Raw genomic sequence first — 15,111 nt, forward strand, 5'->3', positions numbered from 1 at the left:
CAGCATGACCGAGACGTTCGAGACCATCCGCTACACCGCCGACGTGGTCGCCCTGACACCCAGCGGCGACGTCCTGCTCATCGAGCGCGACTGGCCCCCGTACGAGGGCACCTGGGCCCTGCCCGGCGGACACGTCGACCCCGGCGAGACCAGCCGCGCCGCAGCCGCCCGCGAACTGGAGGAGGAAACCGGCCTCCTGATGGCCGCCGACGACCTGCGCCAGATCGGCGTCTGGGACTCCCCCGGCCGCGACCCACGCGGCCGGTACGTCACCGTCGCCTACGCGGCCATCGTCCCCGACACCCCGGTCGCAGCCCAGGACGACGCCCGCGACGCCCGCTGGTGGCCCCTGAACAACCTGCCGGAGCAGCTCGCGTTCGACCACGCCGACATTCTCCGCGCGGTCACTGCCCACTGAAAGATCGCCAAGGGTGCGGTCCGCCCACTGTGGGAGGACCGCACCCTTGGTGCGGTTCTGTGAGCCTTGAAGTGAGGTCCCGAAGTCGGTTGCCTGCGGCCCTCGTTTTCCCCGCCTTCGGCACTGCAGTGTTGGCTGTGAGTTGCTACAGAAGCCAGTTAGCGGTCGCGATACATGTCTTCGTCCGGAACAGCCCAGTCGTAAGGGTCGTGTGCCGTGCGGACTTCCCGTGGAAGACCCGCCAAATCGAACTCTTCGAGTTCCAGCCGAAGCTGGCAGACGGGACACTTGAATCCGAGGGGGTAAAGCACTACAGCCCAGTCTTCATCCTCTTCTGGGCCCTCGCCTTCACCCTGCTGCTCTACGAAGAGACTGCCCCAGAGTCTGCCTTCCATCCCGCAGGCAGGGCACTTGGCTGGTTCCTCGTCGCTGTCGATCCAGACCGACTCTGCGCTCAGGCGGGCGAGATCTTCCGGGTCCAGATCCGGGCTAAGCCGGGCTGTGAGAACGTTCTTTGCGTTGGCGATCTTGGTCATGAAGGCCAGCTTCAGATCATCTGCATGCTCCACCAGCAGCTCGTCTCGGAGCGTCTTGTAGTGCCCCCAGAACTGATCCTCCTCCACTCCAAGCGCGCTAAGGAGTGGATCGACGATGCGGATCGTGGTGATGAGGTGCTGTCGAGCCTCGCTCTTTTCGTGTACGCCCAAGTGCGAAACCCCATTCCGCGCATTCATGAGGCCCTTGAAGACGTCTGCCTTGACCGGAAGCGGAGGCTTCAGGAGTTGGTTGCACCGCTCGAAGGCCGTTGCGGCCTGGATGGTCCTGGCGTTGGTCAACGAAGTTTTGATCAACGCACCGTTCCCCGTGGCATGCAGGAGGCCGTGAAAATCGTTGGCATCGATCACGAGGGCTGGGTGATATGACGCCAACAACGCCTTGAGGGCGTGCTCGGTAGCGATACCGAAGTGGTGAACGGCGAAGTCGAGATCCGTGACACGGGCATACGCTTCCAGACCTGTAGTCATCCAGCGCTGGGCGGAAGCAACAAGCGTCTTACTGTCCATGCAGCCAGACCATAGTCCCCCAGCAACCCAGATGATCAGCTGTTCGGATTGTCGGGATGTGCTGCCCTGAGCAGGCCCCCCCCCGAACGGTAGGAAAGCCGTCCCGGATACAAGCACGCTGCCGCCCGGACGGGGCCCGGGCGGCAGCGATCTCCTGCTCTGCTCACTCGGATGTTCAGGTCGTCGTCGTTGCCTTGCCCAAGCCATCACTGTCACCGATGCTCTCTAGGAGCAGCTCGGCAACGGATACCAGGTCCGCAGGCGACAGGTGCGCGACCAGGGCGTTGACCACTTCGGCGGGCGACGCATGGGGGTTCAGCACCCACCCGTCCGATGTGGCAAGAGTGCCTGCACTATTAACGGCGTTAACGGTGGCACCGGGCTCGCTCGAACCGCGTACGTCACCTCGCGAGGTATTAACGGCGTTAACGGCCACGCCAGAGCCAGCACTCCGAGAGCCCCTGTCCTCCGAGGTATTAACGCCGTTAACGGTCGGAGCACCGTCGGCGGCCTGCGCTCGTCCCCGCTGCCGCGGGGTCTTGGGTGCCTCGATGGCCTTCTTCGCTTCGGCAGCCTGCTCGTTCTTCGGCATCCGGCCGATGCGGCGGGCCGGTTCGACCCTCAGCTCCCCGGACTCGACCTTCTCCTTCAGCTCAGGTGTGAGCTCGAGAAGAGCGAGACGCTGCGACACCCAGGCCGGCGTCTTGCCGAGACGCTTGGCAACCTTCCCCTGGGAGCCATGCACGCCTACGAGCTCCTGCAGTGCATGGGCCTGGTCCAGAGGGGCGACGTCCACGCGGTGAACGTTGGCGATCAGCGCGGACTCGAGGATGTCTGCCGCAGAGGCAGCCAACGCGTCATTGACATCGATCCGCAGCTCGTCGATGCCCGCTTCGACGGCCGCCGCGAGCCGACGGTTTCCGTCGATGACGACATACTCGGCTTCGCCAAGAACGTCCTCATGGCCGGGATGAGCCAGGAGGAACGCCGCCCGGCGAACCACAGTGACGGGCTGGATCTGGCCCCGCTCCCGAAGAGACGCTGCGGTCTCCTCAATCTCGGTGAGCTCCTCCCGAGGGTTGAACGGATTGTGCGCGAGCTCCTTCAGAGCCACCGCGGCGGGAGGCCGCTTCCCCTCCCCGGCGATGATCTGCTGCCGCGTCCTGACTCGGCGCGGTGCCGGCTTACCAGCGTCTTGACCGTCGTCGGCCATGCTGAAGCCACGGGTCACCCGATTCGGCTTGCTGCTGCTCATACCGCCAGTTCCTTCGCCAGGTCACGCATCGCCTGCGCGTGCTCGCTGTCCGGGGCGTACTCCAGCAACGGAATCTCTCCGTCTGCCGCCTCACGCCCTTCCTTCAGATCCCCGATCACGGCCAGCACGGCAGGGGAAGTGCTGAGCTCCCACTGGTCCTTGTTCTCCTTGACCAGCTTTCCGCGCCGGCTGTCGTATGCGTTGACGACCAGGCCGAGGTAGTCCACCTGGATCCGACCCTTGCGGCACAGGTCATCCTTCTGCGACTTCAGTAGCCGGAAGGCGCGGTGGCTGGCCTTGTTCGCCCACACCGGGGTGATGACGCCAGACCGGTCGGCGAGCTCGCCTTCGCGCCGGCGCACGTAGTAGAGGGCCGTATCCATGTTGAGACCGAGGCTGGGCGGGCCGTCGATGATGATTACGTCGTAGTCGGCCTCCAGCGGTTCCAGCGCCCGCTCCAGCGCGGCCTCGCTGAAGCTGACCTTGGACAGGGCTACGTCGCGAAGGAACGCGTCATCGCTCGCCGGCAGGAGGTGCAGGCGCTCGCCGAAGCGCTCCTGGTCCAACGCGACCAGCAGGTCGCCGATGTGCCCCTTGGCGGTGCCGTCCATGTGCATCAGCAGCGTTTCGACGTCGTCCTCATACATGACGTCCTCGAAGCCCAGCTCTGCGGTGAGATGGCCCTGGGGGTCGTAGTCCACGATCAGAACCCTGTGGCCCGCCTCAGCCAAGGCCTGGGCCATGCCGCTCGAAATGAACGTCTTGCCGACACCGCCCTTCTGATTGGCCACTATGACCCGTACCACCGGCTGTGCGGCCAAAGGGGTTGTGGGGGAGGGGTGGTTGTCCAGCCACATCGTCAACGCCTGCGCGAGACCTTGCACGTAGGTGACGTCGCGCTTAGAGCAGGCGGCCTTGAACTCGTCAGGCCCTCCAACCGGGAGGAACGTCCCCCATGTCTTGGCGCCAGATGTGTCAACCTCCGGCAGCTTGCCTGCCGTGTACCAAGCCTTGATGGCGTGTTCGACAGCGTCCTGAATGTCCATTCCATGCTCGAAGGCCCGGATCTTCAGGTGTCTGCGCAACTGGGGAGTGAGGGCTGTAATTAGCTTCTCTCGCTCTCCCCGGGGGCTAGGGATGCTCATGAGGCCGAACATTACTAGGTCCCTCGTTGGTTGATGCCCCAGGCGCCCCGACTTCACCCTGTACGACTAGGCCCGCCGTACTGTCCGCTGACAACACGGCACTCACCTGCCCTGCCGGAAGGGGGAGGTAGCCCAGCGCCCATCCGCGTAACCGAGAAGCCCACCAGTCGTTCTTGGCAGCAGAGTCGCCTGTGACGGCTCCAGCCCAGCAACCGACGCCCCGTGAGCGGAGGTCTGCGTCGACAGCTGAAACACGCCCCGCGTGATCGCGCTGGCCTTTCGCTCATCGCATCGTCAGCGCCAGGTCACGGGTCTGGCGCGGAAGACAGCTCATGCACTCCCACAACCAGGCACGGAAGAACGCCACCAGGCGCCGACACGCCGAAACTGGCGAGCCCTACGCTGCCGCGCTGGAAGCAGTCCGCCAGGGCCGACTCAACCAGCTCGACAATCTCACCGAAGCTGCAGCTGTTTCAGAAATCGGGCCAAAAGACTTCCACAACATGGCCGTTCCCGAGGCCCTGACCGAGCTGGTGCGATACCACTCCCACCGCATCACCAGGTACCTCTACTTCGCGATCGACGAGGGACGGTGGGGTGACAATCTTGCGGAGTGGCAGTCGACGACGCTCTACAAGCTCACCGACGCCGCAGAACATCTGCACCTGCTGATTGGCACGATCGCCGCGTACCTGCGAGACGAGGGAGTAGAGCCATACTTCCTACGCCGATACCTTCAGGTCGCTCACGACCGTCAGGTCGAGGCACACTTCACCCCCCAAGTTGAAGAACACCTCGCCGGCCTGACCGGCAAGCCAGAGCCCGACGGCTCAGTAGTCTGGCACTCCGTTGGCAGGCACATCGCCGCCCAGTCAGGCTGGAGCAACCCAGAACACCACGAGGCATTGGAGGCGGTCCTTCACGCCCTGTACGCCAACTACCCAGATGACAGGCAAGCCTTTGACCACTTGCCTCCAGACCTCCGAGACCGCACCCTGGCTCTCATCCCGCTCGTGAGAGACCTCGACGCCTCGTCTTCCGACGCGACCAGCTAAGGATACAAACGGCGGGCGGGCTGTGTGTCGCACATCCGCCCATGGGTGCGGGACCTGTCGAGAGCACGCGTACCCGTTGCTCGCCTGCCGTAGGTCGAGGCTAGGCTCGCAGAGGGGCCGGAGCCACTGTCATTGGCTCCGGCCCCTCTAGTGTTCCGTCACGCAGTCAGTCGTTCTGAGCTGGCGGGGCGAGGAGAGCGAAGAAGGTTTCGCGTTCCTCGTCGGTGAGCTTGCCGTCCAGGGCGAGAGCCTGATTCAGGGTGCGCAGGGTTGCTTCTGCCGGGATCTCCCACCGAGTGTGCGCTTCGTGTGTGATCTCCCCGATGTAGTGGTGGGCGGTCTCGGGATGGTGGCGGATGAACCAGTCGAGCGTCTTCGCGATCGGCGTCGTCAGGTACAGGTGCCACCAGCCTTTCTCCAGGCGGTCCTTCCCGTGGGCTTTGACCGCCTTGTTCAGGGTGATCGCGTCGGAGAAGTCGTGGAGCACTGCGGCCTCCACCGCTGGACCCAGGAGATGGGCGGGCAGAATGCGGTCCAGGCTGACCGCAACGTTCCACGCCAGCAGGTCGGATACCTCGCGGACGGAGCTCTCGTTCCGGGCCCGCAGGATCCACCGCTTCCGTACGTCCGGCCGGTCCCACAGAAGGTTCTGGAAATCATCGGCGAAGTGATCCCGGACCTCGGCAGCCCCCTGTGAGAGATGGTCGGGGTCGCCGGCGGACATGGTGGCCCGCACGCCGTCGCGGGAACGGGCGCGTGCCTCGACCCAGTCGTCGGCCACCGCACGCGCCCACTGGTCGCGTCCGCTCACCGTTGCCTGGGGCTGGGGCACCTCGCTGTTGCCGCGGGAGATGTAGGCCCGCAGCGTTGACGCGGTGATGCCGCCGAGTTCCGCCATCTCCGGCACACCCAGCAGCTGCGGGCCGGACAGCTCGGGACTGGCGAGGTCGACCACGCAGCGCTCCAGCGGCAGCGCCTCCTCCATGTCCTGGCGGTGTGCTGCCCACAGCGCCATGTGGTCGCTCCAGTTCTCCGGCGGTGGGGCTGAGGCGTCGAAGTCGAGCACCGTACCGAGATGTGCTCGCTTCGGGTCGGCACGGCGGTCGAGCATGTCGACCGCGTTTACGGTTACCGCTGCTCGCGCCTTGCGGCGTTCGTAGTCCTGCCCGACGGGGTCCCAGACCTGTCCGGGGCGGTACCACGTCGTGCCGTCCCACCAGTAGCCGCCCGCGCGGAACAGCAGTTGGGCGCCTCCCCACTGGCTGTGGAGGGTAGAGACGTCGTTGTCGCGCATGAGCAGGATGGTCCGGCCGTGGTCCGGGTGGTAGCGCACCGACCAGCCGAGGTCGTGGTTAAGGGGGTCTGTGGTGAAGGCGTGCCACCCACCGGTGATGCGGTTGTCGTCGAAGCGCCCCCACATTCCTTCGCCCTGGTGGCGGCCGACGGCTTCGATGGCCTCGGGCCCCTCATCGAGCGGGATATGCGAGTCATCGACGAACGGCAGGCCAGGCACCGGGTGGTCGGTACGGAGCCCGTTTGCGAGCGGGTGTAGGTGAACGGTCAACGCGATTCCTCTTCCAACTAAATGTGCTGCACTCTTTGTGCAGCACTACCGCTCTCACTTATACAGCAGGAGCGACTGCAAAGATGCAGCGACTTTCAGCCAAAGGCTGCGTACCAGGCAGAGAGAGGAACACGCCAGATGAGCCCAACACGCGCCCGGATAGGCACCCGGCGTGCGGGCGATCGCTTGCGGCGTGAAGATCGAGACGTGTGAGAGGGCCAGGGTCGGCCACTCGAGGCGCTTGTCGCTGGGTGAGGTCTGCTGCCGCATCTGACCCGCAGAGGATCTGGAGGTGTGTGCGTATGGCGCGGCCGCTGTGGTCGGGTGCGATCAGCTTTGGGCTGGTCACGATCCCCACGAAGATCATTAGTGCGACGGAGGATCACTCGATCCATTTCCGGCGGGTGCATCTGGAGGACATGGGCCGGGTCCGTACGCGCAAGGTCTGCGAGCTCGACGAGAAGGAGCTCACCCAAGGGGAGATCGGCAAGGGCTACGAGGTCTCCAAGGACGAGGTCGTCCCGGTGACCGACCGGGAGCTGGAGGAGATGCCGCTGCCGACGGCGAAGGCGATCGAGATCGTCGCGTTCGTCGAGGCCGAGAGCATCGATCCGGTACGGATCGGTGACAGCTACTACCTTGGGGCCGACGGCCAGGTCGCCGCCAAGCCCTACACCCTTCTGCGCCAGGCCCTGGAGCGCTCCGACAAGGTCGCCATTGCCAAATGGGCGTGGCACGGGCGGGAGCGGCTGGGCGTGTTGCAGGTGCGGGAGGGTGCGATCGTTTTGCACGCGATGCACTGGCCGGACGAGGTCCGCAGCCCTGAGTCCCTGGCGCCGCGGCCGGTGGAGCTGGAGGAGTCGGAGATCGAGCAGGCCGTCCAGCTCGCCGAGTCGATGACCACCGACGACATCTCCCAGTTCCGGGACCGTTACCACGATGCTCTGGAAGAGCTGATCGCGGCGAAGTCGGAGGGCAAGGAGCCCGAGCCGGCCGAAACCGGCGGGGCGGGGGAGGGCGGTCAGGTCATGGACCTGATGGCGGCCCTCAATGCCTCCGTCACCGCGGCGAAGGAAAAACGCGGTGAGAGCGGCGAGGACGCCACCGTGCACGAGATCCGGCCCCGCAAGAAGAGCCCCGCGAAGAAGCCGCCCGCCAAGAAGACCACGGCGAAGAAGACCGCGTCCTCGAAGACCGCGAAGAAGCGCTCCGCATCCTGACGCAGCCGACGCTCACGGCCTGACCGGCCGCGAACCGCGTCGATGAACGCCCCTCGGGGTCTCCCCCGACGTCCAGCCCCGCCGACGCGTTCATATCGGCGGCAGGGCGTTGTCGGGCAGGCAGATCTGGCAGGCCTCGATGTCGGGTTCGTCGATGGCGATGGCCGCGTCTTCTGCACTGATGAACCCGTAGGGGCTCTTGTAGAGACCGCAGTTCGCGCGGTGCAGGAGCGCGCCCTCGTGCGAGCGGCTGGATCTTGAAGGACACCCGCTCCCGCTCCCGCACGGCCTTCCGCCGCTCCTGCTCCTCCTGGGCCTCGAGCTCACGCACACGCTGGTCGGCGCAGCGCAGCTGCCACGCGAGGTACTCCCGCGTGGCACGCCACTTCTCCAGCGGCGATATCGACCCGGACCCGCCCACCGTGCTCAGCCCGCTTCGGTGCCGGACTGTGCTTCGTGGGCGTGCTTGAGCGCCATCCGCGCCGCGACCACGCCCTCGCCGAGCTGCGCCCAGTACGGGTGCGTCGACACGGTCGCGCTCAGCTCCAGGAGCTCGGCCCGGTACGTGGCGACCTGCTCGCGCTGCTCAGGGGTGTAGCCGGGGCTGTCGGGCTTGGCGGAGCGGTAGCCGGACTGGGGCTGCGCGTCTGCTTCCCAGCCGGGGAGCGGCTCGGCCGACCACGGCAAGTTCTTGGCGTACTCGTCGTAGGCGGCACGGGTGCGGTGAAGAGCGAGCTGCGCGTCGCGCAGGTCCTGGGGGAAGTCGTACGTGGACACACGCGAATAGTACGACTGTTCGAATCCGGTTTGCGAGGCCACGCCGATCCGAGGCACGAGCTCACCTGGATGGCCCTGTCAGAACGCGGGCCGGGGCCCCGCCTGCGGCGACCAGGAGCAGCCGCTGCACCGCTCGTCCCGGCCATGGCCGGCCTCCTGCCGGTGCCGCTCCTTCAGCGCCCAGAACGCGTTCTCGTATGCCTGCCGTACGCGGAGGCATTCCTCCCGTTCCTCCTGGCTCAGGTGTGACCAGCAGGCTCCCGGATCGTCCGCGCCGTATCCCCGCGGCCACTCCGCCGCCTGCCGTTCGCACGCCCGGTGATCCCTGCGCCGGCGCAGGCAAGTCGGCTTCGCTCCGTCCAGCCGCCCGCCCCACGGAGGGGAGGTGTAGCGGACCCAGTCGTCGGGCAGCACCCGTACCCGGCCCGGGGCCGGCAGTGACGTGTCCAGGTGGATCCGCCCCGTAAAGGCCGACTGCTCCGGAACGTGTCGGAGCAGGGGCGGCCCGCTCGAGGCCCAGGTCCGCGAGAGGAGAGCAGCGATCTGCAGGACGGCTGCCTCGTCGGCCGCGACGATGTCCACGTAGCCCGTGTGGTCTTCCATGTCCTGCCAGACGGCTCCCGCCCGGCCACGGTTACGGGCCCGGACACGCAGTCACCCGCAAGAGACGCTGAGTCGGACGGGCCTCGGCCCGGGACCCCCGGCCCATGAAGCCTGTGTCACCGGTTCGGGTAATCGGTACTCCCCGGCGGCCAGGCTCGGGCAGGGCCGGAGACCAGGAAGCGGAAACGAGCGCACCACGCTTACGAAGCGTGGTCTGTGAGAGCAGGGGTGGGATCGTGGAGGAGACCGAGTTCGACTGGCACACCGAGGAGTTCGGCGCCTCGCACCGGGGACGTCCCGGTGCGGTGCTGCCGGATGGCACGGAGCCGAAACCGGTGGTCTTCGATTCCGGCAGCGGCACGCACTTCCACCAGACGAGCGACTGGTGGGTCTACGACGGCCACACCCGGGGCGCCCCGCGCGCCTCCGCGCTGCGCGGAGCATGCTCGTGCGGCTGGCGCAGCTCCACCCTCCATCCCATCGACTGGCAGCAGGCCGCCGCCGAGGGCCCGGAGTGGTACGACACCAGCGGGCCGCACGACGACTGGAAACAGCACATGACCGACGTCGAGCACCGCAGCGTCCCCATCCCCGAGGACGTCACCGCTCTCCTCGCCCGCCTGCAGGAGCGCCTGGACATCCTGGCCGACGATGCACCCCTGGCCACCCTCCGTATCATCGCCGCCCTGGAGTCCTTCACTGCCGAGGCCGGCGCGGTTGCCGCACCCACGGCCCGGGCCGACGACCAGTCCTGGGACACGATCGCCACGGGCCTCGGCCTCACCGAGTCCGAGGCCCGTACGCGGCTCCACCGCTACGCACGCAGCTACTGACCGAGACGCCGTTCATCTGGGCGGCGTGCAGGGGGCAGTCTCTGGTCCCAGGCCGCGTGAGGGTCAGCGGGCGAGGGTGATATGGACGGGCTGGTTCGGGCAGGACGCTGTGCCCTGGGTGAGGGTGTTGCGCTCGGCGTTGTCGATGGTGAGTTGCCAGCGGAGCTTGGTGGCGATCCAGTCGGTGAGGTACTGGCAGTGGTAGGGCTGGTACGGGGGCATCCACTCGGCCGGATCCTGATCGGCCTTCGAACGGTTCGTGGCGGCGGTGACCGCGATCAGGGAGCGGTCCTCGTCGAGGTCGTTCGCGTAGGCCTCGCGCTCGGCCGGCGTCCAGGTGGAGGCCCCTGAATCCCAGCTTTCCGCGAGCGGCACCAAGTGGTCGATGTCCAGCGCGCCGGGGGAGTCGACGTAGGTGTTGCTGTAGGGGCTGTACCACTGTCCGCCGGACAGCTTGCACCGCGAACCCTTCTCCGGGGCCACGACCGCCTCGGCCAGGAGGACCTCGTTGCGGGTGTTGCAGCCGTCCTTGTCCGCATCCACCCAGTGCTTGAACTTGCTCCGCTCATAGCCGGTGCGGCTTTCGTCCGCGACGGGCAGAGCCTGCAGGGCGTCGGCCAGGGGCATCGTCAGGGTGCTGCCCTTCGCCCCGAGCGCAGCGGCTTCTGCGTGGGCGGGGGAGGTGAGAGAGGCGAGCGCGGCAGCAGCGGCCGCGAGGGAGACGAGGATGCGCACGACGTGTCCTTTTCGAAGATCAACACAGAGGTTCGTGATCTTCGTAGCGGTTCGGTGCGCGCTGATCGGGGCGATTCGCCAGGTGTTCACTCCGAAGCGTGGATAGTCAGACCGTTGCCAACTGATGCATGCGACCGGCAGCGCCACAGCGGTCGGGCTACGGCGATGGTCTACTTCGGCCCGGTTCACGCTGGGCTCCGGTCTCGGCTCTGTACAGAGGCCCTGGTTGACCGGACGTGGCAGGCCTGATTTCGGGTCGCGCTTGGCTCGAATAGTGGAACAGCCGGTAGGGCGGCTCGAGATTCGCTTTCGGGATCTTCTTCGGTCGCCCCGCGACTCTGCGGCTGGTCCGGACCGAGAGAACTCGCCGTAACTGACCTTGAATGGACGGCCGTTGTTGTCGTAGGTGCCAGCCCTGTGCTGTTTGTGGTGCATACACGGACTGTCATGACCAGTTCCGGACGTAACTCCCCCTTCGCGTGTGCAATTAACTTTTAGTGGCGGGTTGATCACTCTTGACGGGGTGGGCCAGGGCCTACATATTTGGCCGACTTGTGTACAAGCCGTGAACCGTGGGGGCGGGGTTGTGAATGGTGGGGTGTGGCGTCGTGTGCGCCGCCGGGTGTGTGCGCTGGCCGTGTTGTCCGTGGCGTTGGGCGGTCTGCCCGCGCTGAGTGCACCAGCAGTCGCTCAGTCGGCCGCAGATGCTGCGGCTCAACAGACAGGGGCGGCTTCTGCGCAGGAGCGTGCGGTCGAGTCCGGCGAGCGGGTCGAGGTTGTGGATGAGCGCACCGAGCGGGAGACGGTGTACGCCAATCCCGACGGAGCGACGTTCACGATGGAGAAGTCGATCGCCCCGGTGCGCGTGGCCAAGCCGGACGGTGGATGGGCTACTCCGGACGCGACACTGGTCGAGCGGGCGGACGGCTCGATTGGCCCCAAGGCGGCCGCGATGGAGCTGTCGTTCTCACCAGGCGGCAAAGGCGCTGATCTGGTCACTATTGGCGAGGACGGGCGTTCGGTGACGCTGGGCTGGCCTGGCACGTTGCCAGCCCCACGCCTGGACGGTGCACGGGCCGTTTACAACGATGTCCTGCCCGACGTGAACCTGATCATGACCGCGACGGTCGAGGGCTTCCGTCAGGTCCTGGAGGTCGAAACGGCCCAGGCCGCGACGAACCCGGCCCTGAAGAGCATTGCCTACGACCTCAAGGCCGAGAACCTCACCCTGAACGAGGGGCCTGGTGGGGGGGTGGAAGCCGTCGACGGTGACGGCAACACGCTCTTCCGCTCCCCAGCGGCGCAGATGTGGAACTCTGCCGGCGACGCGTCCGCGCCTACCGCTGCTGGGGCGAAGCTGTTCACGGCCCCGGCCGCCGGGGGCGACGGCGTGACGGCGGCTGCCGATCCGGTGCCGGCCGGTCCCGAGGAGGAAGGGGACCCTCTGGCCGGTCCCGGAGCTGGCGACGAGTCGGCCGTCCTCGACCTCGTGGTCGGGGACGCCTCGGTGACGGTCACTCCTGACGCGGATCTTGTGGCGGCCACCGCAAGTGACGAGTTCCCCCTCTATATCGACCCGCCGGTCGAGCTGAACGAGTCCGAGAAGACGGTGCTCTCCTCGGACGGCGACACCTTCTACAACTTCGACGGCGGCGAGAACGGGATGAGCGTCGGCAAGTGCGGCCAGGCGGTCATCAACGGCATTTCGTACTACTGCGGTAACGGCTACGTCAACCGCATGTACTTCGAGTTCGCACCCACGAAGCTGGCCGGTAAGCACATCCTGGACGCCACGTTCTCCGTGACCGAGACCTGGTCATTCTCATGCGACGCCCGATGGGTCGACCTCGAACGCACGAACAACATCTCCAGCACCACGAAGTGGCCCGGCCCCACCAAGCTGGACCAGATGGGCGACAGGTACGTGTCGGCAGGCCGCGGCAGCAACTGCGCCCCGTCCCAGCCCCGGGCTCAGATCAACTTCAACGACAACCCGGACGAGAGCGACGAGAATCTGACCGCGACGGTGAAGAGCTTTGCCGCCGGCAACATCTCCCGGCTGACCCTCATGCTGATGGCGAAGCATGAGGACGACGCCATCGCCTGGAAGCGCTTCGACGACGACGCGGTGCTGAGCGTCGATTACATCGGCACCCCTGCCAAGCCCACCAACATAGGCGTGGACAGCGCGCCTTACATGGCGGGCCCGGATGGTGCGCTCCCGCCTCCGAGCCAGAGCTGCGCGACGAGCGAATCGGCCCCGGCCATCAAGAGCAGCCCGACTGTCACGCTGACCGCCACGCCGCAGACGGCCAAGGGCGGGGAGAAGGAGGCCAGGCTCCGCATCTACTTCGACGTCGACCAGAAAAGCGGCAGCACCTGGACAGACACCCCCGATCCGGACGGCTCCGTCTACCCATCGACCGGATACGTGGGCGACGGCGTAGAAATCCCCATGCGCTGGTCCGGCCTCAAAGACGGCACCCTCTACCGCTACCAGGCATGGACGTGGGCCTACAACGGGTCCACTCATCTCCTGACGAGCTCGGCAGCTCGCTACTGCTACTTCAAAGTCGACACCACCGCACCCAAGCCGCCGACCATCAAGATCAACACCCCATACACCGCATGCGCGACGGAATGCGAACCCCACGGCGCACCCGGGGTGAAGGCCACGTTCGCCGTCGGCCCCGGAACTGGTGACACGAACGCGAAGTACCAGTACCGCCTCTCCACCGATCCGGCCGGCAAATGGTCCGAACCGGTGACCGGCAACACCGTCACCATCGCGGTCACGCCGACGGTGTCCGGAGAGAGCATCTTCGCGGTGCGGGCGATGGACTACAACGGATGGGGCGACGAAGCGCACATGAGCTTCAAGGTCGGTCACGGCGCTGACGCCATCGGGAACTGGAACTTCCTGGAACAAAGCGGCCCCGCACTGGACACCTCACCGTCCCCCTTCGCGAGCGAGCACAGCGCGACCCTGCAAGCCGGAGCCGCTCGGACGGAAAAGGGCCGCCGCGGCGACGTCGCATGGCGCACCGTTGACGGCGCGCCAGAGCGAGGCGACAAGGGATTGCAGCTGGACGGCGCCACAGGCTACGCCTCGACCTCGAAGCAGATCCTGTCGACCGACACGTCATTCACAGTGGCAGGCTGGGTACGGCTTGAGGGCACGGCACACAACTACGCCATGATCAGCCAGGACGGTGTCAACCGCAGCCCCTTCAGCCTCGGCTTTGACCAGCCGTCCAAGAAGTGGTCTTTCCGCGCGGTGAATGCCGATGCCCCGGCCGACGGAACCTGGTCGTACGCGAAGGCCGGGTCGCTCAATCCTGCGGCTACCCATGTGTGGACGCATCTGGCAGGTGTGTTCGATGCAGGGGACCCTGATGCAGGCGAAGCTCCGACGTTGAGCCTGTACGTGAACGGTGTCCTGCAGAGCACGGTTCCGTACGCGACACCGTGGGCGGCAACCGGCCCGCTGCAGATCGGCCGCATGCGGTGGTCGGAGACCTACACCGACTATTTCCCGGGCGTCATCGACGAGGTGAGCGTGTGGCAGTCAGCCCGGTCCAAGGACCAGATCGCCAGCGATGCCTCACTGCGTGACGCATCGGGCAAGCCGTTCGTGGAACTCGTCGCCGACTGGAAGCCTGCCGCCACCACGGGATCGAAGGTCCCTGACGGGTCCGACTCCAAGTACGGTCCGGAACTGACCTTGTCGACGGGGGTCTCGTCGGCACCTGCCGGGCAGACCCCGGAAGAGTGGGTCTTGAACGGGACGTCTGGCGCGGGTACAGCTGCGGGCCCGTTGGTGGATGATTCCGGTTCCTTCACGGTGACCACCGAGGCAGCCGTCGACTCCGCCGGCATTGCGTCCAAGTCAGTCGGGTACCGGGCACAGATCCTTGGCCAGAGGGCAGGGGCGGGCTCTTCGTGGAGTCTGTGGTTCGAGAAGACCGGGACCGACACGCAGGTGGTCGTGGACGACGACGACCAGCCCGTCCTCGATGAGAACGGCAATCCCAAGACCGAGACTACCCAGGTCGGGCGGTGGTACTTCGGTCGCCTGGCCGCCGACGGCACCTCCACGACCTCCGTCATGAGCAACGAGATCGCGGTACTGGACACCCCGGTTCGACTGACCGGCATGTTCGACGCGGAGACACAGTCCATCAGTCTCTATCTCGGGGCCAGCGCAATGGGGGACGGCAACACCCCGTTCACCGCGGCCGTCGGCAGCGGAAATGTAGAAGCCGGCAAGGGCGCGTGGGGCAACTATCTGCCCGGACGTATCAGCGACATCCGGATCTGGGCGGGCGCCATGAGCGGCCGGGACCAGGTCGAAGAGACGGTCGGCGTGTAACCCCTCTGTCTCCTGCACATGGCTGGGGCGCCCGCACGGCGCCCCAGCCGGTCCCCCTCGCTTACCGCAT

Annotated in this window: 13 protein-coding genes; 5 read left to right on the plus strand and 8 right to left on the minus strand. The window is 66.5% G+C overall.

Translation table 11 applies throughout. The features are described from left to right. The first annotated feature begins 4 nt into the window (after window positions 1–4). On the plus strand, window positions 5–418 hold the full coding sequence (locus tag AB0L33_RS30400; RefSeq protein ID WP_365686539.1) for an NUDIX hydrolase: 414 nt from the start codon (window positions 5–7) through the stop codon (window positions 416–418). Window positions 419–576: 158 nt separating this feature from the next. On the opposite strand, the gene AB0L33_RS30405 is transcribed toward AB0L33_RS30400, so the two are convergent. The 3 genes from AB0L33_RS30405 to AB0L33_RS30415 form a co-directional block, all read right to left on the minus strand. Next, complete coding sequence (locus AB0L33_RS30405; protein WP_365686540.1) at window positions 577–1,482, minus strand: hypothetical protein; 906 nt, start codon at window positions 1,480–1,482, stop codon at window positions 577–579. 175 nt (window positions 1,483–1,657) lie between these two features. Beyond that, on the minus strand, window positions 1,658–2,737 hold the full coding sequence (locus tag AB0L33_RS30410; protein WP_365686541.1) for a ParB/RepB/Spo0J family partition protein: 1,080 nt from the start codon (window positions 2,735–2,737) through the stop codon (window positions 1,658–1,660). After that, entirely contained in the window at window positions 2,734–3,882 is a 1,149-nt protein-coding gene (locus tag AB0L33_RS30415) for a ParA family protein (RefSeq protein WP_365686542.1), read from the minus strand. The genes AB0L33_RS30410 and AB0L33_RS30415 overlap by 4 nt, the downstream gene beginning before the upstream one ends. Before the next feature lie 332 nt (window positions 3,883–4,214). Between AB0L33_RS30415 and AB0L33_RS30420 the strand changes: the two genes are divergently transcribed. Further along, window positions 4,215–4,937 (plus strand): hypothetical protein, encoded by a 723-nt coding sequence (locus AB0L33_RS30420; RefSeq protein WP_365686543.1) that lies wholly within the window; start codon window positions 4,215–4,217, stop codon window positions 4,935–4,937. A gap of 166 nt (window positions 4,938–5,103) precedes the next feature. On the opposite strand, the gene AB0L33_RS30425 is transcribed toward AB0L33_RS30420, so the two are convergent. Further along, on the minus strand, window positions 5,104–6,450 hold the full coding sequence (locus AB0L33_RS30425; RefSeq protein WP_365686544.1) for a hypothetical protein: 1,347 nt from the start codon (window positions 6,448–6,450) through the stop codon (window positions 5,104–5,106). A 353-nt stretch (window positions 6,451–6,803) separates the two neighbouring features. Here AB0L33_RS30425 and AB0L33_RS30430 point away from each other — a divergent pair, with 353 nt between their 5' ends. Next, window positions 6,804–7,721 (plus strand): Ku protein, encoded by a 918-nt coding sequence (locus tag AB0L33_RS30430; protein WP_365686545.1) that lies wholly within the window; start codon window positions 6,804–6,806, stop codon window positions 7,719–7,721. A 90-nt stretch (window positions 7,722–7,811) separates the two neighbouring features. On the opposite strand, the gene AB0L33_RS30435 is transcribed toward AB0L33_RS30430, so the two are convergent. The 3 genes from AB0L33_RS30435 to AB0L33_RS30445 all read right to left on the minus strand — a co-directional run bounded on the left by AB0L33_RS30435 (window position 7,812) and on the right by AB0L33_RS30445 (window position 9,101). Then, window positions 7,812–8,102, minus strand: coding sequence for a DUF6233 domain-containing protein (locus AB0L33_RS30435; protein ID WP_365686546.1), 291 nt, complete (start codon window positions 8,100–8,102; stop codon window positions 7,812–7,814). A gap of 45 nt (window positions 8,103–8,147) precedes the next feature. Further along, window positions 8,148–8,498 (minus strand): hypothetical protein, encoded by a 351-nt coding sequence (locus AB0L33_RS30440; protein ID WP_365686547.1) that lies wholly within the window; start codon window positions 8,496–8,498, stop codon window positions 8,148–8,150. A gap of 78 nt (window positions 8,499–8,576) precedes the next feature. Beyond that, entirely contained in the window at window positions 8,577–9,101 is a 525-nt protein-coding gene (locus tag AB0L33_RS30445; protein ID WP_365686548.1) for a DUF6207 family protein, read from the minus strand. Between the two features lie 236 nt (window positions 9,102–9,337). On the opposite strand from AB0L33_RS30445, the gene AB0L33_RS30450 reads away from it, so the two are divergent. Next, a complete protein-coding gene (locus AB0L33_RS30450) occupies window positions 9,338–9,934 on the plus strand; it encodes a hypothetical protein (RefSeq protein WP_365686549.1) in 597 nt (198 codons plus the stop codon). Window positions 9,935–9,997: 63 nt separating this feature from the next. On the opposite strand, the gene AB0L33_RS30455 is transcribed toward AB0L33_RS30450, so the two are convergent. Continuing rightward, a complete protein-coding gene (locus tag AB0L33_RS30455; protein ID WP_365686550.1) occupies window positions 9,998–10,669 on the minus strand; it encodes an HNH endonuclease family protein in 672 nt (223 codons plus the stop codon). A 610-nt stretch (window positions 10,670–11,279) separates the two neighbouring features. Between AB0L33_RS30455 and AB0L33_RS30460 the strand changes: the two genes are divergently transcribed. After that, window positions 11,280–15,041 carry a LamG domain-containing protein gene (locus AB0L33_RS30460; RefSeq protein ID WP_365686551.1) on the plus strand — a complete coding sequence of 1,254 codons (3,762 nt, stop codon included), beginning with the start codon at window positions 11,280–11,282 and terminating at the stop codon, window positions 15,039–15,041. The last annotated feature ends 70 nt before the right edge of the window (window positions 15,042–15,111 follow it).

This window comes from Streptomyces sp. NPDC052299 (assembly GCF_040679335.1).
GTDB lineage: Bacteria > Actinomycetota > Actinomycetes > Streptomycetales > Streptomycetaceae > Streptomyces.